Here is a 19,489-nt window from a genome sequence, read left to right as displayed (position 1 = left end):
GCACATGAACGACCAGAATTTGCCGATTACCGATGACGACAGAAGCTTGCTGCTGATCCAGGCTGATCACTTTGTAGACGATCGCACCGGCGCACTTGTGCCTCCTATCCACACTTCTACTGTCTTCGCGCGCGACGAGAATTACGAGCTGATCGGCAACATCCGCTATGGCAGATATGGCAATCCTACGACCATTCTGGCAGAGGAGCTGCTTGCGAAGCTGGAAGGTGGACGAGAAGCTCGCTTGTTCGGCTCAGGTTTAGCGGCCACAACCGCCATCCTAGAAACGGTCAAAACCGGTCAGCATATCCTCGCGCCGCAGGTTATGTATCACGGCGCCCAAAAATGGATGCGCCGGATTGCCGAGCGCCGGGGTATCGAACTCAGCTTTTTCGACCAATCGAAGCCAGGCGCGATGCGTAAGGCAATCCGCCCAAACACCGGCTTGTTGTGGATCGAAGCCGCAGTCAATCCAACGTGGGATATCATCGATATCAAAGAAGCCGCAGACGCGGTGCACGCGGTTGGCGGCATTCTGTGCGTAGACGGCAGCGTTTCGCCTCCTGTGACCTCACACCCACTGGAGCTAGGCGCGGATATCGTTTTCCACTCATGCTCCAAATACCTGAATGGGCACAGTGACGTATTGGCTGGAGTGCTGGTTACCAATACGCTTGACGAACGCTGGGATGAAGTTAACGTCATTCGCAATTTATCGGGAGCGGTGCTGGGGGCTTTCGAATCGTGGCTACTGATTCGAGGTATGCGTACGTTGTCGGTACGCTTCGAGCGCGCATCCGACAACGCCCTTGCGTTAGCCAAGCACTTCCTCAAGCACCCTAAGGTACAGGGCGTACTGTATCCCGGCCTTGAGTCTCATCCAGGTCATGAAGTAGCAAAGCGGCAGATGACCAATGGCTTCGGCGGGATGATGTCTATTCTGTTCGACGGGTCGCCAGAAGACGTGCAACGGGTCGCTTGCGCGCTGAAGGTGTTCATTATTGGCGCATCACTTGGCGGTGTTGAAGGCCTGGTCGAACATCGTGCGTCGGTTGAAGGGCCTGATAGCGTAGTGCCGAAGAATTTGCTCCGGTTCTCGGTTGGTATCGAACCGATTCAGGCGCTGATCGGTGACCTAGAGCAAGCGCTCGATGTGCTCAACAAATAGTCACGAAGCATCTGCGTAACGCTCGGGTTCCAGCCAGTCTCAGGATCGGTGAGAACCCGACTGGGTGCGATGGTTATGAGGAATACAAGCGATGATGACTGACTGCGAAGGATTGTTTCGCGCTGCGGGACGCGACGTCGCATTACTTGAACACATCTTTGACCGACTCCCAGATGTGCTGTTTTACATCAAGGATCGAGAATCTCGGTATGTAGTCGTCAATTGGGCTGTCGTGCAACAGAGTGGTGTCAAAAGCAAGGAAAATGTCTGCGGCAGAACCGCTGATGAGCTGTTTCCCGTCACGGGGTATAGCACTTGGGCGCAGGATATGGAAGTGATCAACAGTGGGAAGGAGATTATTGACCTACTGCGTCTCTACTTTTCTGCTGATGGCGGCCGGCAGTGGTGCCTTAGTACAAAGTATCCCATTCGTGGAGACGATGGCGAGATTCAAGGCCTTATCGGAATATCCAGGCGACTCCCACGCCCTGATGAAAACCACCTTAACTACAAGCGGTTGGATGAGTTCCTGAAAATTCTAGGCGAGGACTGCAGTCGCAAGATTCTCATCAGTGAAGTAGCCAAACGCGTGAGCATTTCCGTTGACATACTCGAAAAGCTATCGAAAGAGATATTTCATCTAACCCCCAAGCAATTACTTCTGCAAATGCGAATAGACAGAGCCTGCATGCTACTTGAAACGACAAACTTGAACGTTACCGAGGTCGCCGCAGAATGCGGCTACTCGGACCACAGCGCTTTCTCCCGCCAGTTTAAAGTGGCGACGCACTTCACTCCGCGCGACTACCGTAATTCTAAATCCGCCTAAACTATGTTCCTATTCAGCCTCGTCCTAAGAAACGTAGTGCCCACACGGCTCACACATAATGTCTAACAATCTCGCTTTTGACTGCAAGCATACATCCTAAAGGGGGTAATACGGCCGCAGAGGTTAGGAGGCACTGAAGTATGCCGCGGGTAGATTACCACCCACGACACTGAACATGTTCACCCATTCGGCTGCTTCTATAAGCCATTTCGCAATTGACTAAACTTGCTCAGCCCTGCCAAGAAACAGAACTCTCACACTAGCACTGTGCAGTTGCCAGCCCGTTCGGGAATATATATTCGCGGATTAAATTTTCAGCGACTTAGGTGGACGAAAGGTAACGATCAAACCGTGATCACCTTCGGTACATGCTTGATATGGTTAAGAAACGTCTCGACGACGTCCAGCGTTCTGAGCTTCATATAGCCTGTGGTGGTGCCATCACTGCAACCGTACCAAGGATTTGATACTACATCCTTATCCAGCACGACCTGCACAGCGTCAACGTCATCGAGAAGCTTTGAGAAGACGGTGGCAGCCCCCACCGTGACGCCCATTTTTTCCTTCATGAAACCTGTTGGAGCGAAAGATACGCGAGAGCACCCTAGTGCCTGGCTGAAAGCTTTAGAATCAAATGCTTTTTGGCCGCATGTAACAAAGAGATAGAAACGGCTCTTCTGCGCATTGGTCAGAAAAAGCGTCTTAACCATCTGCATGTCTAGCTTTTCATCAATGAGCTTACAATCACTCATAGAAATAGCCGCATCAGTACTTACGCGCACAAATGGAATTTTTAAAATCTCTAAGACCTCATACACCTTTCGTTGCAACTCAGTAGTGAACATTGCAGGCGACGAATACTGCAAATCACTGATATACATAACCGCTCCAAAGACGAAGAAATTAACGACCCATCACCGAAACCATGTACATTGCACAACACTGCCAGAAGCAAAATACCCCGAACCCTTTAGATATTTCAACTCATCCTCCCTAAAAAGCGACTCTACTGAGCAAGCTCAGCTAAAAGTCGCTGAATGACACGGTTTTTTGCACAGTTTTTTTGATAGGAGCACTGTCTTTTATTTCAGCAGCCCGGTGAAATCTTGCAGAGTGGGGACGCGTATTGGTAACAGCCTACATGCAGCTTTTTCAAAATGAGCGTTTCCCAGTTACTTAGCTTATCGCGATGACATAGCGCCCCCCTCAGGTTGGCCCATTCCGCAAGTCGCGTCAGAGTTCACATGGCAGAGCGACAAATACCACGCGCTTACTGAAAAGTAACCGGACAGCCGCGGTTGCGACCCGAGCGTCCGCTTTGGGTCGATGGCTGCCCCACAAGCGGGAGATCAAGCGATTCTCCCGCTACGCTGGCCGAGGTCCATCAACCCCATTTCCTTGAGGGTGTTTGCTGCGAATTCGATGAACGCGATACCGCACGAGGCAGTTGACGGCGACTGTGATAGACAAGATGCACGCCTTGTGCGCCTGAGGTGTAATCAGGTAGCACTTCCTTCAAGCGTCCAGCATCGATGTAGGTAGCGCTGAGTGCCACTCCCTGTGGGCGATCTACGACTATTTCCGGGGCAAAAACGATGAAGTCGAGGCTGCGCTGGAGGCACAGAACGATCAGGCGGGACGCATGATCGACGATCTGCTCTGGCACTTTCCGGCACGGCCGCTATCACCTCGGTGACGGCGGTTTTCGTTTGAGCCCTGTCAGCGACCCTCAAGAAAAAAGCCACGGCAAGATTGAGCAGATCGCACAAAGAAATGATCCCATCGCGAATAATCGGCTTCGCCCCTCCCCTTAATCTGAGCCCACACCAACTTAAGGGCTCATCATCATGACCTCCCCCAATACCCTGATTCAAAAGCTTCTAATCCAGGCAACCCAGCTCGATAAACTCGGCGTACATCTGATCCGTATCGGGGTCGCGATCATTTTCATCTGGATTGGCGCGCTGAAATTCGTGCCGTACGAAGCCGACAGTATTACGCCGTTCGTGGCCAACAGTCCTTTCATGTCGTTCTTCTACGCACACCCCGAGCAGTACAAGGCTCACCTGACTCACGAAGGCCAACTCGACCCCGTGCAGCGCCAATGGCAGACCGACAACCATACCTACGCGTTCTCCGACGGCTTGGGAACAATCGAAATTCTGATTGGCCTGCTGGTACTGTCGTACGCCTTCTCAAGACGCCTGGGCATGGTTGGTTCCGTTCTCGCATTTCTGACGCCGCTGGTGACGCTGTCATTCCTGATCACCACACCCGAAGCCTGGGTATCGAACCTTGGAGATGCGGACTTCGGCTTCCCCTATCTGTCCGGAGGTGGACGGCTCGTGCTCAAGGATGTGCTGATGCTGGCGGGAGCGGTGGTCATGATTGCGGATTCGGCTCGCCAACTGCTTCAGGAAAAACCGGCTCGACAGGCTTACGAGGCTCAGAGCGTCTGACGAAAACCTCCGCACTTGCACTCGTCTTTGCATGTTTCGCGGCGAATGCCTTCGCTCAGGAGGCTTCGCCTACCTCGGCACGATCACTGGACATTGTCCAAGTCATCAGCCAGACCACTGACGACGGCCGTTGTGGCCTCGTACCGATGCACCTGGTGTACAAGGACTCCGAGGGCCTGGTTCATACTCTCGATTACACGATCAGCGGATGCTCCAGCGGCTGACGGACAACCAAGGGAACCAGGCCTGCGCTTCGTCAACCGCCACGGCAGCGAACTGCCTGGGCAATAAGCTCGACCCGTCCGATGAATAGCCCTGGGGCAACTCGGGATCTGGCGGGTGAGCCCATGCCATTGCAGATCGACATCCGATATCTGATCGATGGAAGCGTGAAAGCGGGGGTTCATGGCCCCCGCCGCCACGTCATCAATCCAGCAACCGCACGGTTGCTCCGGGTAGAGACTACCGAACCGTCTCTGTGGCAGCCCTTAGAAGCCTTCGAGAACGATCTTGCCCTTCGCCTTGCCGCTTTCCAGTAGCGCATGGGCACGACGGAGATTTTCTGCGCTGAGGCGTCCGTAGTTATCGCCGACCGTGGTGCGCAAGAGACCCGAATCAACGTGCCGCGCAATCTCGTTGAGGATGTTGTGCTGCTCCTGCATGTCCTCGGTTTCGTAAAGCGAGCGGGTATACATCAGTTCCCAGTGCAACGACAGGCTCTTACGCTTCAGCGGTACGACGTCAAGCGTGGCCGGATCGTCGATCAGGCCCAGCCTGCCCTGGGGCTTCAGAGATTCGATGATTTGCTCGTAGTGCCGATCAGTCTGGGTCAGACTTGCGACATAGCTGACTTGTCCGATGCCAATGCGCTTGAGCTCTTCGCTGAGTGGCTTGGTATGGTCAATGACGTGATGCGCACCCAGCTCGGTGACCCAGGCTTGGGTTTCCGGGCGCGAAGCCGTGCCGATGATTGTCAGCCCAGTCAGCTGACGCGCCAACTGAGTCAGGATTGAACCCACCCCGCCCGCAGCGCCGACGATGAGCAGGGTTTCGCCCCGGTCGGTGGTATCACGCGCAACACCGAGGCGATCGAACAGCAATTCCCAAGCGGTCAGGGAAGTCAGTGGCAATGCCGCCGCGTGGCTGAAATCCAGCGACTGGGGCATCGAACCGACGATACGCTCGTCCACGAGTTGCAGCTCGCTGTTGCTGCCTGGGCGGATCAACGACCCGGCGTACCAGACCCTGTCACCCGGCTTGAACAGCGTCACGTCGCTGCCAACCGACTTGACCACGCCGGCAGCATCCCATCCGAGGATACGGGGCTGGCTTTCGTCTTCATGCGGTACGTAGCCCTGTCGCACCTTGGTATCGACAGGATTGACCGATACGGCTTTCACCTCTACGAGCAAGTCGCGCGGCTTCGGCACTGGCTCGGTCATATCGATCTCCACCAAGGCATCGGGATGTTCGATAGGCAGGCATTTGAAGTGTGCAATGGCTTTCATTCGAAGGACCTCAGGAGATGCGATACATTTTTGTGAAGGTGAGCTTTTCAGCAGCACGCTCGATGATAGGGAGCGCTGCCTGAAAATGCGGTGTCGCTTCGTGTGCCGTCAGCGCCGCTTCAGTGCGCCACTGTTCGATCATATGGAAGGTGCGAGGCTGCTCGGCATCACGATGGAAGTCGTACTGGATGCAGTCCGCTTCGGCTCGGCTCGGGCCTTGCAGGCCCTGCAGCGTCTGCTCCAGCTCGCCGTCAAGTCCGCCCTTGGCGATCAAAGTGGCAATCAGTGTCAGAGGGGTGGTCATCAAACCTCCTGATGGGCGTTAGAAAAAGAGCGCGCTGGCTGGCACGGCTTTATCGACGATAACCCCGCTGGCGGCCGTGGGGCCGACAAACTTGAATCCGGGGTATTGCGAGGTGCCTGCCTGGTCGAAATCCAGACCATGGACACGGCAGGCATGACCTCATGGCTGGAGAAGAGTTGAATCACCGTGTTCCAGGCGCTGTGGACGCGAACCTGTGTGGGCGCGATCAAGCCTTTCGCTCAATGACGACTTTGCCAATCGCGCGACCTGACTCCAGGCGAGCATGTGCGGCACTGACACCCGCTGCAGTGAAATCATGGCGCTCATCGATCAGAGGCTTGACCAAGCCGCGATCAACCAAGGCAGCCAGTCTTTCCAGGATCTCCCCATGGTGCTTGCGGCCTTGGTTGTGAATGATCGAGACAGCCATGAATACCAAGTCGAGTCTCAATGCCTTGAAGTGCATTTCGGTCAGATCGTAAGTGTCGTAACCGATGATCGAGACGACATGACCCTTGAGCTTCGCGGCCTTGAGGGAATTCTGTAAGACCTCGCCGCCCAGGGTATCGAAGACCGTATCGAACCCCTGTCCTCCGGTGATTCGCTGACTGTATTCCTGAGGCGTCTCGGTGGCATAAAAAATAATGTCATCGGCGCCCAATCGACGGGCTATATCCGCTTTTACCTGCGTGGAAACCGTCGTCGATACCCTGGCTCCCAGGACCTTGGCCAACTGGATGCCTATGTGCCCGACACCACCGGTGCCGCCATGTACAAGGACGTTGTCATTGGGTTTGATCGAAGCACGGTCGATCAGCGCCTCCCATGCCGTAATTGCCACGAGCGGCAAGCTTGCTGCTTCGCCAAACGAGAGCGACTTGGGCTTTAGCGCGAGCATCTGGGCATCGACTTCCATCTGATCTGCCAACGCGCCGGGAATCCCCACGATGCCGCCGAAACAACCGTAGACTTCATCGCCTGGGTTGAAGCGCGTTACGCCAGCGCCGACGGAGCGGACCACCCCTGAAACGTCAATGTGAAGAATAGCCGGAAACGTCAGACCGGCCGTACCTTCGCTGCCTCGACGAATTTTCGTGTCCACTGGATTCACGCTTGTCGCCCGCACGTCGACAATCACATGCCCCGCTCGCGCAACGGGATCGTCCGTCTGAATTTCGACGAAGAGGTCCGAGCCACCATGCTGATTTATCACTATGGCTTTCAAGTGCTTGACTCCGAGGAACTGTAGGCGAATAAATTATCATCAATAAAACAGGATAAATACGCTAAGATCGTTGAATCTTTCGGTCCTTTTGGTTGGTAATCGTGCTGGATTCCATCGATGAGTTACGTTTGTTTACTGCCGTTTTCGAGGAGGGCTCAATCCGAGCGGCTGCCGAACGACTGGGGATGACGGCTGCAGGTGGAAGTAAGCGTCTTCTGGCCCTTGAAGACAGCGTCGGTCGGAGACTTTTTAACCGCACCACCCGCAAACTCAGCCCCACTTCGGACGGCGAGAAGCTGTATCAGCATGCCTTGAGCATCCTCGAAAGTGTCGAGAAGGCCGAGCGAGGATTCTTTCAAAAGACTGAGATGACCGGTCATCTGCGCGTCACCGCTTCCGCGACATTCGCCCAAGCTTATTTATCGAGCGTCGTGAGCAGCTATCTCAAACGCTACCCTGGTGTCATCGTTGACCTCCATCCGACGGATCAACTGGTTGATCTGGCTGCCCATGGTACCGATCTCGCGATTCGACACGGCGTGATGGCCGATTCGTCCCTGATTGCGCAAAGAATTGCTGATTCCCGACGCCTGATTTGCGCCGCTCCCCAGTATTGGGAAAAACAGGGCATGCCTGTCTCGCCAAAGGAGTTGGCCACACTGGATGGCCTCATCATCGGAAAGGATTCCAGTTGGGCGATGTCCCGCGGAGGCATCAAAAAAACCTGCAAAATACGCAAACGGTTTTCATCCAGTCTTGGGGAAGTGGTTCGCCAGATGGCGATAGATGGGCACGGCGTAGCGCTGCTCATGGACTGGCACGTCCGAGATGATCTCGATTCAGGAGCACTGGTCGAGGCGTTGTCCGATTGGACCATTGAGGCGCCGGTGGGAATGTATGCGGTCTACCCTTCAAGAGAGAACATCTCTCCGACTGTGCTCAGCTTTGTTGCTCATCTCAAAGAGTGGGTCGCGACCCACCCCGTTTGAAGAAAGCAACCGTGCCGGCACGATGAAACCCGCCGGATGGTGTAAGAAGCCGGAACGTGTCAGTTGAACTGCAGATCAATCAGGTTCGTTGCCCCCGGACAGGGGCGTCGCTTTCACATAAAGCTGCAGCAGATCAGAGTGCATCCTGTCCACCGTATCCGTTCATCCGGCAAAGGCCTTCAAACTTCAAGCCCCTCAAAATGAGAATGATGATGGGTGGACGTCAATGATCGTATTCGCGCGATCGGGGCGCCCGTTCAGTCGAATTGTGTACCTTTTTGAATCAACTCAACCTTATAGCCATTGGGGTCCTCGATGAACGCGATGATCGTGCGCCCATGTTTCATAACACCTGCAGGTCGCGGAACGCGATATCCCATGATCGCAGCACGGCTGCATAACGCTTCCGCATCTTCAACCTCGATAGCGACATGCCCGTAAGCATCCCCGAGCTCGTAGCTGTGTTGACCCCAGTTTCGCGTCAGCTCCAATGCAACCGTCTCGGTCTCCGGACCATAACCCAGGAAAGCCAGTGTGAACTTGCCCTCTGGATAGTCTTTGCGTCTCAAGAGGCTCATGCCAAGCAGCCTCGTGTAGAAGTGAATGGATTTGTCCAGGTCCACTACACGCAACATGGTATGCAGTATGCGCATCTATTTCTCCACGGCAGCGTTGGCCCATTGCATGGCCAACATCTCTTGAAAGGCTTCTCGTGGCCCGATTCCAGGCCTATTTCTGCGCAAACAGCCAGGCTGTTCAACGCTGGAAGCCCTTGATGGGAGAATGTTAAGCTGCCCACTCAATCACTAAAAGTGACTAGATGTGAGCCAGACCATCATAAAAGGAGATTCTTTTGAAGCTTTCGCAGCTCGGCTTTTTTTGCGCCGTCGTCGAGCACGGCACGATAGCCGCCGCCGCCGCATCGCTGCACTGTGTGCCCTCGAACATCACGGCCAGACTGCGAGAGCTCGAAAGTCAACTTGGCGTCGTTTTGTTCAACCGCGAAAACAACCGATTGCTGGTCACTCCCGAGGGCAGGCTGGTCTACCGGAAAGCCAAACAGCTCATTGACCTGGCAGCTGAAACGCGCTCGCTCTTCTCAAACGATTCCATCCAGGGAGTGCTTCGCGTCGGAGCGCTCGATGTAGCGCTGGCCAATCATTTACCAGAACGCCTGGTTCGCTATCGCCTTGAGGCACCGGGGGTCGAAGTTCACATTCGCCCGGAGCACTCGCTATTCCTTGAGCGGCTTTTGATGGATGGCGAGCTTGATTTGATTCTTACTGACGGCCCGATCCAGCATCCCTTGCTGGATAGCCGATTAGCGTTTCGTGAGCGCTTGCTCAGAGTAGTGCCCAAATCGCTTTCCCCGCCCACGCCTCAAGACCTGTCGGGGCTCGAACTGTATGTATTCGGTCGCACATGCCACTACAGACAACAGGTCGATGACTGGTTGGAAAGCAGCGGCATCCAGCCTAGGGCTATTCTGGAAATCGAATCGTATCCGACCATCTTCGCCTGTATCGCGCAAGGCATAGGTTTCGCCTGTGTACCGGAGAGTTACGTGGATCGTTTTGCCAGTCAGGCGCACACGTTTCAGGCTGACCAGGCGCCCAGTCTGGACTCAAGCGATATCTACTTCGTCTGGAGAAAGAACCAGCAGTCCCCCCTGATCAGAAATTTCATTGAGGTCATCGACCGTCAGGGTGATTAATGGCAACCACGCCTTACCCGTCAAACCCCCACGGCGTCTTGTGCTGGGGCGTGGTCGACACGCCCTGACGAAGCAGGGCTGAGTGTCACGACTTTTTTTCCTCCGACAATCTGCCCTGTTTGCTAAACAACCAAAAGATGATACCCAAGACCAGCGTTGCAAACCCCATTGCAGCGATGGTGGCAGCCGGCGTCGAAGCCGAATCAAGAATCACGAACTTGCGGCTCAAGGCCAGGAGCGCGATCAGAATCACTGTCCGCAGTTGTACGATGCTGCCTTGCCTGAACGCTGGACGAATGATGGAGTGCTTGAACTCCAGAGCGATCAACACGGTGAATATCGAACCGAAGAGTACCTGGAAGTCGCCGTGATCCAAGGGATCAATCGCGCCCCCCACCACCAGCGGCAGCACTCGTCTGTAGAGCTGGATCAAAGCAATGACGATGACGCACGAGATGATCACACCGAGCGCCAGCACGATGATTTGCTCGAATCGCTCATAGGCGTTCATCAGTGACCACTGGACACGAAGGTTTTTGAACGTCGACCTCGAAGGCAGTGGCGCTGAGGGGTCCGGATTATTCATTAGTTTTTTCTCCAGCTCGTGTGGTTTTAGCCGTCGGCATGGCTCGCCTGTAGCCGCTGATCCAGCGCGCCGGAGGGTTGAGTCAAGCAGAGTTTCAGGGGTACATCGGAAACAATCCTAGTGATCTCGATGCGCTATCCGCTCGGCGGATCGATGCGATCAATATTTCCCAGCACCAGCGCACGGCCGGCAAACAGGCCGCCCGCTGTCTCCAGCGCAAAGCGTTCGGCATCGCGTTTGCGAACTTCGTCGACCAATGCGTCGGCTTCTCGCTCAGACGCACCGAGCGTCAACACTGCCTGACGACCGAGCAACAGGGCAGCTTCAAACGTCTCTCGCACAATGTAGCCCGCATTGTGTTTGATCAGCTCGAGCGCGTGTTCACGGTCAAAGGCCCGCACCACCAGTTTCACGTGCGGGCAGTAGTGCCGCGTGCTTTCGACAATGCGTGTCGCTGCTTTTTTGTCATCCACACAGACAATGATGGCGCGAGCGTGATGCGCCCCGGCCGCGTGCAGGATTTCATGGCGCGCGCCGTCGCCGTAATAGACCTTGAACCCATACGGTGTCACGGCGCGGATGACCTCCGGATCGATATCAATGATGGAAATGTTCGCCCCCTGGGAGAGCGGCGCCTGGCAGGCAATCTGCCCTACACGCCCAAAACCGATGATGAGCACATTGCATCGCAGATTGTGTGCGGCCTCCACCCCGTCCAGGGAAACGGGTCGCGCGGGAGCCAACCGTCGAGACAGCAGCAGCGTCACGGGGGTAAGCGCCATGGACAGCACGACGATAGCGGTCATGTTAGCGTTGACTTCCGCACTGATGACCCTGAGTTTGAGTGCCTCGGCAAACAATACAAACGCAAACTCGCCCCCCTGTGCCATCAGCATGGCGCGATCCAGTGCGTCGCTATGGCTGCTTTTCGCGAAGCGAGCGACGCCATAAATACACAGCGCCTTGACCGCCATCAGCGAGAGCACGCCGGAGGTGATGAGTGCCCAGTTTCTGGCCATGACTTGCAGATCCAGCGTCATGCCGACACCGAGGAAGAACAACCCCAGCAGCAGGCCACGAAACGGTTCTATGTCGGCCTCCAACTGGTGGCGGAAGGTCGACTCCGACAGCAACACGCCCGCCACGAAAGCGCCCATCGCCATTGAAAGACCGCCAACTTCCATCAGCAGCGCCGCGCCCAACACCACCAGCAGCGTCGCAGCCGTCATGACTTCGCGCGCTTTGGCCTGGGCCAATACCCGAAACATCGGATTGAGCAACCACAGACCGATGGCGGTTAATGCGCCCAGGGAGAGCGCGGCGATACCGACGCGTTGCCAGAGAGGGGATGCAGGTTCATGCGCCCATTCAGGGGGCGCCAGGAAGGCGACTACTGCCAGTAACGGCGCAATCATCAGGTCTTCGAATAACAAGATGGACACGATGTGCTGTCCCCTTGGCTCGGTGATGTCACCGCGCTCGGAGAGCACCTGGGTAACAATGGCCGTGGACGACAGGACAAAACCCGCCGCGCTCACGAACGAGACCTGCCATGGAAACCCGAAGGCCATGCCCACCAGGGTGAGCAGCGCAGCACAGACCAGCACCTGCAGGCTGCCCAACCCAAAGATCTGCCGGCGTAAATCCCACAGATGCGAGGGTTTCATCTCCAGGCCAATCACAAAGAGAAACATCGCCACACCCAGCTCGGCGATATCAATGATGGTGTGGGGGTTGTTGATCAGTTGCAGCCCGAAGGGACCAATGATCAGCCCCGCTGCCAGGTAACCGACCACTGAGCCGAGTCCGATGCGCTTGAGCAATGGCACTGCCACCACCGCAGCGGCGAGCAAAGTGACGACAGTGAATAGTTGGCCTGCATTGCCTTCAGCGACCATGGCATTGACCCTCATCCCACATCAGGACCGTAAGGCATCCGCAGGCAGGCGTGCTGAACAGAGCGATGAAAAAAGTGCCCGGCCCTGAAAAAGGCTTCAGGACCCGGCACCCTCCGGAGCGTGCAGCAAGCCGAATCGTCGTCCGCCGGGCTCGGCCAGGCGTCCAAAGAGCCAATGCTTCATCTCACGACGTGATCGACAACGCCGCTGCCCAATAACGGGAGTGGGTTGCGTTAAGTCCCTGTCCCCGTCACAGGCACGCGATCATCAGGCCAATCAGGCGGACTCACAGTTGCTGAGGTCGCTGGCGCGTCCAGCTTATTGAACATCACCTCGTCACGCGTTGTGTCGTAACTCAGCTCAACGCTGTCGCCGCCCTGGAGCTTGCCGGCGAGCATTTCCTTGGCAAGACGCGTTTCGACGGTCTGGCGAATCTGACGTTTCAACTCCCGCGCGCCAAACTCGGGCTGATAGCCAACCTCCGCCAGGTGATCAATGAGCGTGTCAGCCACTTTCACCGTGATGTTTTGGGCAGCCGCGGTTCGAATGACCCGATCAAGCTGAATGCCCACAATCGATCGGATGTTGTCCCGAGTGAGGGCATGGAACACGATGATGTCGTCGATGCGGTTCAGGAATTCGGGACGGAAATGCCCTTTCAAGACGCCCATCAACTCATCACGTAACGCTTTATCCGTAAGGCGATCATCTTCTGGCCGCTCAAGATTCTGCATGATGATGGAAGAGCCCAGATTGCTGGTGGCGATGATGATCGTATTGCTGAAGTCCACAACGCGTCCCTTCCCGTCCGTGAGACGACCATCATCGAACACCTGCAGCAATACGTTGCTCACATCGGGGTGCGCCTTCTCAATCTCGTCGAGCAAAATCACGCTGTAGGGCTTGCGGCGGACGCGCTCTGTCAACTGACCGCCTTCGTCGTATCCGACATAACCGGGCGGGGCGCCGATCAACCGGGCCACCGCATGACGCTCCATGTACTCCGACATGTCGATCCGAATGATCGATTGCTCGTCACCAAACACCGTTTCCGCCAACGCCTTGGCCAGCTCGGTTTTTCCGACCCCGGTCGGGCCAAGAAAAAGAAACGTGGCAATGGGTCGATTGGGCTGACCAAGGCCGGCCCGAGACAAACGAACGGCATCGCTGACCGCCAGCACGGCGTCCTCCTGCCCTACCAGCCGATCGCGCAACGTGTCTTCCATGTTCAGCAGCTTTTGACGCTCTTCCTGGGTGAGTTCGGTCACCGGAATACCCGTCAGACGGGACAGTACTTCGGCAATCGACTCAAGGGTCACCTCAAGGGTTTCGGAACCCGTCTTGCGCTCCCAGGCCTCTGTCTCCTCTCCTAACTGGGCTTGTTTTTGACCGATGCGCTCTTCGAAGCCTTTGGATTCATCAAGCGTTTGCGCGAGGATGAATAGTCCTGTTCGCGTTTGAGCTGGGTGATTTCCGCTTCCAGTTCCTGAATCCCAGCAGGCCTTGAGGAGGCGCTGATGCGCACGCGGGCCGCGGCCTGGTCGATCAGGTCGATGGCCTTGTCCGGCAGAAAGCGCGAGGTGATGTAACGGTCCGACAGTTCCGCGGCGGCCACGAATGCTTCGTCGGCGAACGTCACCTGATGATGCGCCTCAAGCTTGTCCCGCAGCCCACGCAGGATAACGATGGTCTGTTCTACGGTGGGCTCGGCTATCAGGACATGCTGAAAACGCCTTTCGAGCGCCGCATCTTTTTCGATGTGCTTTTGGTACTCATTGAGCGTCGTCGCACCGATCAGGCTGAGCTCTCCGCGCGCCAGGGCGGGTTTCAATACGTTGGCAATATCCAGGCCGCCCTCTTCGCCTCCCTGCCCCGCGCCCACAATCGTGTGCAGCTCGTCGATGAACAGAATCAGCTCCGAGCTCTTTGCAGCCACTTCATCGAGCAGTTGCTTGGCGCGTTCCTCGAACTCGCCCCGGTATTTGGAGCCCGCGACCATTGAGTTCAGGTTGACTTCAACCAGCCGTCTGCCACGTAGAATTTCCGGGACATCGCCCTTGACTATGCGCTGTGCAAGCCCTTCGACAATGGCTGTCTTACCGACGCCGGGTTCGCCGATCAGGACCGGATTGTTCTTCCTGCGGCGGGCGAGCACCTCGATGGTATTTTCGATTTCCTGCGCGCGGCCCAATACGGGATCCAGCTTGCCCTCGCGAGCCAATGACGTCAGGTCGCGACCGAACTTGTCGAGCGTCGGTGTTCCCGTCGGGGTATCGACCCTCCCGTCCTCAGCCCCCTTGCCCACCACCTTGACCACCTTCTGCCGCAAGGCCTCAGGGGTTACGCCGTATTTTTTGAGCAGCGTTCCGGCGATGCTTTCGGGCACCGAGGAAAGCCCGATCAATAGATGCTCGGGCCCAACGTACGAGTGCCCTAACTCACGAGATGCCTGGAATGCAAAATTGAACACTTTTTTCAGGCGAGGCGAGATGCTCATCTGATCCACCGGGGCCTGCGCCTCCGCTGCGCCCCTTTGAGCGTGTTGATCGATGTAGCCTTTGATGTCGTCGGCTGAAAGCTTCAATTCCTTGAGCAAGGCGGTGCCAACGTCGGTGTCGGCAAGCACATACAACAGGTGCTCGGTGTCGAGCTCGCTGCGGTTCAACTCATGGGCTTTCTCTGCAGCGCGTTGCAGGATTTCCAGGGTCTGGGAGCTGAAGGCATCGGTTGCATCGACAGATTCGCGAGGCACATGCGCCGAGAGCCTGAATTCGTCCCCTCCCGGGTCCGCTGCACCTCCCATGCTGTCGAAAAAGCGTGACACGCCGCCGCCCAGCAAAGAGTCGAAGGGATTCAACATGCTTTGATGGCGTAAAAGTCGACGGTAATCGTGGTCGCAAATGGACATCGTTCTGGCCTGGCCATTTTGCGATACAGTCACTCGCGCGACGGCCGGTCTGGCATTACATATTTCACAGAGAGTAGCCATGATGAGTTGTCTCCAAAAATGGATAACACGGACTCATACAGATGGATCTACGTGCCCGTAAGCGATGCTCAAGAAACAGGGGCATGAGACCAGCAATACGCTGAGCGTGGTCGGGAAGACGATTGCGTGGGAGGGAATGGCGGCCCTGGGAAGCGACGCCACCCGATCAACATAGTCGCGATCTCATCAATGTGCGCCTCGTCGACCCGATTACCGACGAACGACCCCCAAGACAGCTCGTTGACAAAATGACCTGTCGTCACCTATCCACCCACGTGCTCTCTAGCGATTGAGCCCTCGCATTGAGGCAAGCTTGATCGCCTGACTCATCTCGGTGACCTCGGGTGGCCCGTCATAACGGAGGCCGTCGATGTAAAATGCGGGCGTGCCGTTTACCCCGCTACGGACGCCGCCATTGAAATCGGATTGTATTTTGGGCAGGTAGATATCGGTTTGCATGGCAACCGCGAGCTCATCGCTGGAAAGGCCGTGTCTCAGCGTGATGGCGTCATACAACGGCAGACCCAATCGATCCTGATGTTCATACAACTCGTCGTGGGCCTCCCAAAAGAACCCTCGACTTCCGGCGTATTCCGCGGTGACAGCTGCGCTCAGCGCATGCGGGTGAGCGGTGGTCAGTGGAAAGTTGCGGAACACAAGCAACAGGTCCCCGCCAAAATGCTGCTGCAGCTTCTTGACGACCCAGTACGCCAAACCGCAATAGGGGCATTCATAGTCACCATATTCCACCAGTGTGACCTTGGCATCCGCCCTTCCCTGGCGATGATCGTTTGCAGTTACCGGGACTTTGAGAGTGGCCATATGATCACCTACTGGTGGTGGGTGGGCGTGCTGTGTGGGGAATCCGAAAGAGCATCCAGCGCATCCAGAATGCCGTCCGCTCCAGGGTTGATTGCCATCGGTGAAACGTAGCTCCAGGCGATCACCCCCTCCTTGTCAATCACGAACAACGCTCGCTTACACACTCCAAGGTGGGCATCGTACGCACCATACTGTCGCGCCACTGCCCCTTTGGGCTCGAAATCGGCAAGCAGGCTGAAGTGAAAACCACGATCTTTGACGAAGGCCTGATGACACCAGGCGCTGTCGACGGAAATACCCAACAGCGTCGCGCCGTACTCTCTGAATGTGGGGAGCACCTGGTTGTACAAAGTCAGTTGGTCGCCACACACCGAGCTCCAGTCGGCGGGATAGAACGCCAGTATGACGGGACTTCCCTTCAGCTCGTGCAGGGACAGCCGCTGATCGGGGGTCGCGTACAGGGAGAAATCGGGAGCGACAGTGCTGGCTGAAAGGGGTTCTTGAATCAGGCTGTCGGTCGTTTCTTTTGCATCATCCAATGCTGAGGTGTTCATTGCTTGAGCCCTGATAGGTGGAGGTGGGTTCTGCTCAGCCGGATACGACTCACCCGGCGGGATCACTCCATCCACCGTCAAGGGATTCAAAAATGGCGAAGATGCCTCGATACAAGCCTGAGTGTCTTCGGCTGCGAGGTTAGGGGCCGCATCGACAAGCACGAGGAGGTCCGCCGTGCTTTTGCGGAATGGGGGTTGAGGTCAGGTTGGCAGCACAATGGCTGATCTGATCTGGTGCACCCATGACTATAGTCGCTGTTGGCACCTGCCGACCGAAAAGAGACCTGCGGTACGTCCGAACTCCGCCGCGTAAAAAGTGGCAGGGACGAGTTGGAGTGCCTTGTCGAGCGTGCTTAGCCGGGCAGCTTAGCCGCAAGGACGTCAACCTTCTCGATTGACGGCGGTTCGGCAAACAATTCAGCAGCCTTTGCCATAAGCGCGGCGGCGACCTTTCCCGAAAGATGAGCCTGTCGGCCTGCTTCATCCGGGAAGGCGTCAAAGATGCCAAAGGTGGAAGGCCCCAAGCGGATGGCGAACCAGGCCGTGGTGGCTGGCTCCTCCTCCACGATAGCGAGACCACTCATTAAAAAACGCTCCACCTCTTTCTCTTTCCCGGGTTTTGCTTCGAGACGAACGAACAACGCTACGTTGACCATGACGTGTCTCCTCTTCTACGACCAGTCATCATGCGCCATGCTTTCCGGTAAGCCCAACGGAATATTCGCCAAGTCGTCAGTAAGGTCCAACGTCGCGGGCAGGGAAACCAACGTCGAGTCATGTTGCCGACGGAGCAAGCGGCCAGAAGCGCACGCTCAAGATCGGCAGCCTCCGCACGCAATCGCTCGGTTAGAAGCGGTCGATCGCAAGCAACGGCTTCAAACCGTCGCCAATTCTCACCCGACAGGTCAGAGCTTGTAGCCACCACTTGCTTCAATCACTTGTGCGGTTATCCAACGCCCTGCATCAGAGGCCAGAAAAAGCAACGACCGATGTGATGTCTGCAGTATCTCCAAAACGCCCCAGGGCGGTATCGGCCTCGATTGCTTTCACCGTGTCGGGATTTTCACGAACAGCCGCATTCATGTCGGTTTTTACCCAGCCCGGTGCAACGGCGTTCACGGTGATACCCCGTGGCCCCAGTTGCATGGCAAGCAAATGCGTGAGGTTGTTGATGCTCGCCTTCGCCATGGCGTAAATCGGTACAACCGGCAGTGGGCGAGTGCCAAGCGCTGAAGAGATATTGATCACCCGTCCACCCTCTGCAAGCCGACTCAACGCGTTTTGGACCACGAAGAATGGCGCGCGGGCGTGGACAGCGAAGATTGCGTCCCAACTGGCGGGAGTCGCATCCGCGAAACCGCCCCAGCCTGGGTTCCCGGCGTTGTTGACCAAAACATCGAGCGTAGTGCTCCCACGCCGTTTGATGAACTCACTGTCCAGTTTCACGAACAAGTGTGGAATGGCGTGTCCATCCAACAGGTCGACCTGGAGTGCGAACGCGTTACCACCGGCTTGCTGGATAGAGGAGACAACTTCATCGGCGTCTGCCTGGTTGGCGTTGTAAGTCAGCGCGACGGTCGCGCCTTCTCTCGCAAGACACAGGGCGACTGCGCGTCCAATGCCTCTGGATCCGCCGGTGACCAGGGCGGTTTTTCCGATAAGTGATTGAGACATGAATATTTCCTTGGCCAGGCCAAATGCGTAGCTGATTGTGCGGAATGAAGGGGCGTTGCTGATTGATGTCTAGCGAACGAAGGGGCCTGGGGTAGCCTCAATGATGGCGAGACCCAAGCGAACAAGATCGGTATCACCGTTGTATTCGTGCTGTGCGATCTGATGCATCAAGACACCCAACTGCTCGAGTTGCCGGGCGGCTTTCAGCGGACCTGCGTTGACCGGAACCATCCCAGCGTCCTCAATCAGCCGGCGGGCGATCTTTCCCGCTTCCAAGTCGTCGGTGACGTAGAAAACACTCGGCTTGACCGGACTTTCCGTCCAGGCAGCAGCCTCCAGCAACGGCGCGGCCAGCAGATTGAAGGTCTTCACTACACGAGTTTTGGGCAGGCGCTCTTGCAGGTACTCTGCCGTTGAGTTGTCGTGCATGAAGTCATGATCGTGGAAGTGGACGAACTCAGCGGTGACGCCGAGAGGATTCATGGTCTCGATCACCACCTTGCCATCGAGCCCATCACCAATCGCGTCGATTACGGCGTTTACTCGGGGCCAATAGACCGAAAAAAGCGCGACCTCGCCAAAATCCGCAGCTTGTCTGATCGTCCCCAGACGTGCTCGCTCGCCCAGTTCGGCGATAAGTGGAGTGATCTTGCGATCCTCTCCGTCTTTTGCGAGGACCAATTGGTGCTCGGCCGCTGCCCAAGCTCTAGCGAGCCGGCTGCCGATATTGCCGGTATTCAGAATGCCTATTTTCATCATGTTCCCACGGT

At 56.4% G+C, this 19,489-nt stretch carries 17 protein-coding genes and 1 pseudogene; 5 read left to right on the top strand and 13 right to left on the bottom strand.

Going from position 1 to position 19,489, the window contains the following annotated elements:
• Positions 1-4 precede the first annotated feature (4 nt).
• On the top strand, positions 5-1,168 hold the full coding sequence (locus tag N5D61_RS11270) for a PLP-dependent aspartate aminotransferase family protein (protein WP_279892666.1): 1,164 nt from the start codon (positions 5-7) through the stop codon (positions 1,166-1,168).
• A 91-nt stretch (positions 1,169-1,259) separates the two neighbouring features.
• The gene (locus tag N5D61_RS11265; RefSeq protein WP_108238978.1) at positions 1,260-1,997 is read left to right on the top strand and encodes an AraC family transcriptional regulator; all 738 of its coding nucleotides are present in this window, start codon (positions 1,260-1,262) and stop codon (positions 1,995-1,997) included.
• A 344-nt stretch (positions 1,998-2,341) separates the two neighbouring features.
• Here the strand turns inward: N5D61_RS11265 and N5D61_RS11260 are convergent, their stop codons facing one another.
• On the bottom strand, positions 2,342-2,878 hold the full coding sequence (locus tag N5D61_RS11260; protein ID WP_279892665.1) for a YbaK/EbsC family protein: 537 nt from the start codon (positions 2,876-2,878) through the stop codon (positions 2,342-2,344).
• A gap of 966 nt (positions 2,879-3,844) precedes the next feature.
• On the opposite strand from N5D61_RS11260, the gene rclC reads away from it, so the two are divergent.
• Positions 3,845-4,456 carry a reactive chlorine resistance membrane protein RclC gene (rclC, locus tag N5D61_RS11255; protein ID WP_279892663.1) on the top strand — a complete coding sequence of 204 codons (612 nt, stop codon included), beginning with the start codon at positions 3,845-3,847 and terminating at the stop codon, positions 4,454-4,456.
• 488 nt (positions 4,457-4,944) lie between these two features.
• Here rclC and N5D61_RS11250 read toward each other — a convergent pair whose 3' ends face one another.
• The 3 genes from N5D61_RS11250 to N5D61_RS11240 form a co-directional block, all read right to left on the bottom strand.
• Positions 4,945-5,964 carry a zinc-binding alcohol dehydrogenase family protein gene (locus N5D61_RS11250; protein WP_108238974.1) on the bottom strand — a complete coding sequence of 340 codons (1,020 nt, stop codon included), beginning with the start codon at positions 5,962-5,964 and terminating at the stop codon, positions 4,945-4,947.
• Positions 5,965-5,974: 10 nt separating this feature from the next.
• The gene (locus N5D61_RS11245) at positions 5,975-6,268 is read right to left on the bottom strand and encodes a putative quinol monooxygenase (RefSeq protein WP_279892661.1); all 294 of its coding nucleotides are present in this window, start codon (positions 6,266-6,268) and stop codon (positions 5,975-5,977) included.
• Positions 6,269-6,494: 226 nt separating this feature from the next.
• Positions 6,495-7,493, bottom strand: coding sequence for a zinc-dependent alcohol dehydrogenase family protein (locus N5D61_RS11240; protein WP_279892660.1), 999 nt, complete (start codon positions 7,491-7,493; stop codon positions 6,495-6,497).
• Positions 7,494-7,594: 101 nt separating this feature from the next.
• Here N5D61_RS11240 and N5D61_RS11235 point away from each other — a divergent pair, with 101 nt between their 5' ends.
• Positions 7,595-8,482 (top strand): LysR family transcriptional regulator, encoded by an 888-nt coding sequence (locus N5D61_RS11235; RefSeq protein ID WP_146749632.1) that lies wholly within the window; start codon positions 7,595-7,597, stop codon positions 8,480-8,482.
• A gap of 257 nt (positions 8,483-8,739) precedes the next feature.
• On the opposite strand, the gene gloA is transcribed toward N5D61_RS11235, so the two are convergent.
• Positions 8,740-9,135 carry a lactoylglutathione lyase gene (gene gloA, locus N5D61_RS11230; protein WP_108238970.1) on the bottom strand — a complete coding sequence of 132 codons (396 nt, stop codon included), beginning with the start codon at positions 9,133-9,135 and terminating at the stop codon, positions 8,740-8,742.
• 200 nt (positions 9,136-9,335) lie between these two features.
• Between gloA and N5D61_RS11225 the strand changes: the two genes are divergently transcribed.
• Positions 9,336-10,196, top strand: a complete 861-nt coding sequence (locus N5D61_RS11225) for a LysR family transcriptional regulator (protein WP_279892656.1) — start codon at positions 9,336-9,338, stop codon at positions 10,194-10,196.
• A gap of 85 nt (positions 10,197-10,281) precedes the next feature.
• Here the strand turns inward: N5D61_RS11225 and N5D61_RS11220 are convergent, their stop codons facing one another.
• From N5D61_RS11220 to N5D61_RS11185, 8 genes and pseudogenes are all read right to left on the bottom strand, one after another.
• The gene (locus N5D61_RS11220; protein ID WP_279892654.1) at positions 10,282-10,782 is read right to left on the bottom strand and encodes a phosphate-starvation-inducible PsiE family protein; all 501 of its coding nucleotides are present in this window, start codon (positions 10,780-10,782) and stop codon (positions 10,282-10,284) included.
• Between the two features lie 134 nt (positions 10,783-10,916).
• Positions 10,917-12,680 carry a monovalent cation:proton antiporter-2 (CPA2) family protein gene (locus tag N5D61_RS11215; RefSeq protein ID WP_279892739.1) on the bottom strand — a complete coding sequence of 588 codons (1,764 nt, stop codon included), beginning with the start codon at positions 12,678-12,680 and terminating at the stop codon, positions 10,917-10,919.
• 233 nt (positions 12,681-12,913) lie between these two features.
• A pseudogene (locus N5D61_RS11210) lies at positions 12,914-15,669 on the bottom strand (AAA family ATPase).
• A gap of 282 nt (positions 15,670-15,951) precedes the next feature.
• Positions 15,952-16,491: a DsbA family protein gene (locus N5D61_RS11205; RefSeq protein ID WP_279892653.1), complete on the bottom strand. Its 540-nt coding sequence runs from the start codon at positions 16,489-16,491 to the stop codon at positions 15,952-15,954.
• A gap of 8 nt (positions 16,492-16,499) precedes the next feature.
• Positions 16,500-17,045, bottom strand: coding sequence for a redoxin domain-containing protein (locus tag N5D61_RS11200; protein ID WP_279892651.1), 546 nt, complete (start codon positions 17,043-17,045; stop codon positions 16,500-16,502).
• Positions 17,046-17,398: 353 nt separating this feature from the next.
• Positions 17,399-17,701, bottom strand: a complete 303-nt coding sequence (locus N5D61_RS11195) for an antibiotic biosynthesis monooxygenase (RefSeq protein ID WP_279892650.1) — start codon at positions 17,699-17,701, stop codon at positions 17,399-17,401.
• A gap of 307 nt (positions 17,702-18,008) precedes the next feature.
• Entirely contained in the window at positions 18,009-18,719 is a 711-nt protein-coding gene (locus N5D61_RS11190; RefSeq protein ID WP_279892649.1) for an SDR family oxidoreductase, read from the bottom strand.
• A 69-nt stretch (positions 18,720-18,788) separates the two neighbouring features.
• Complete coding sequence (locus N5D61_RS11185) at positions 18,789-19,478, bottom strand: NAD(P)-binding domain-containing protein (protein ID WP_279892648.1); 690 nt, start codon at positions 19,476-19,478, stop codon at positions 18,789-18,791.
• Between the last annotated feature and the right edge of the window lie 11 nt (positions 19,479-19,489).

Origin of the sequence: Pseudomonas sp. GD03842, assembly GCF_029841165.1 — a bacterium.
GTDB lineage: Bacteria > Pseudomonadota > Gammaproteobacteria > Pseudomonadales > Pseudomonadaceae > Aquipseudomonas.
The sequence above is the reverse complement of the archived record's forward strand: the minus strand, read 5'-3'. Positions and strand labels throughout refer to the sequence as shown.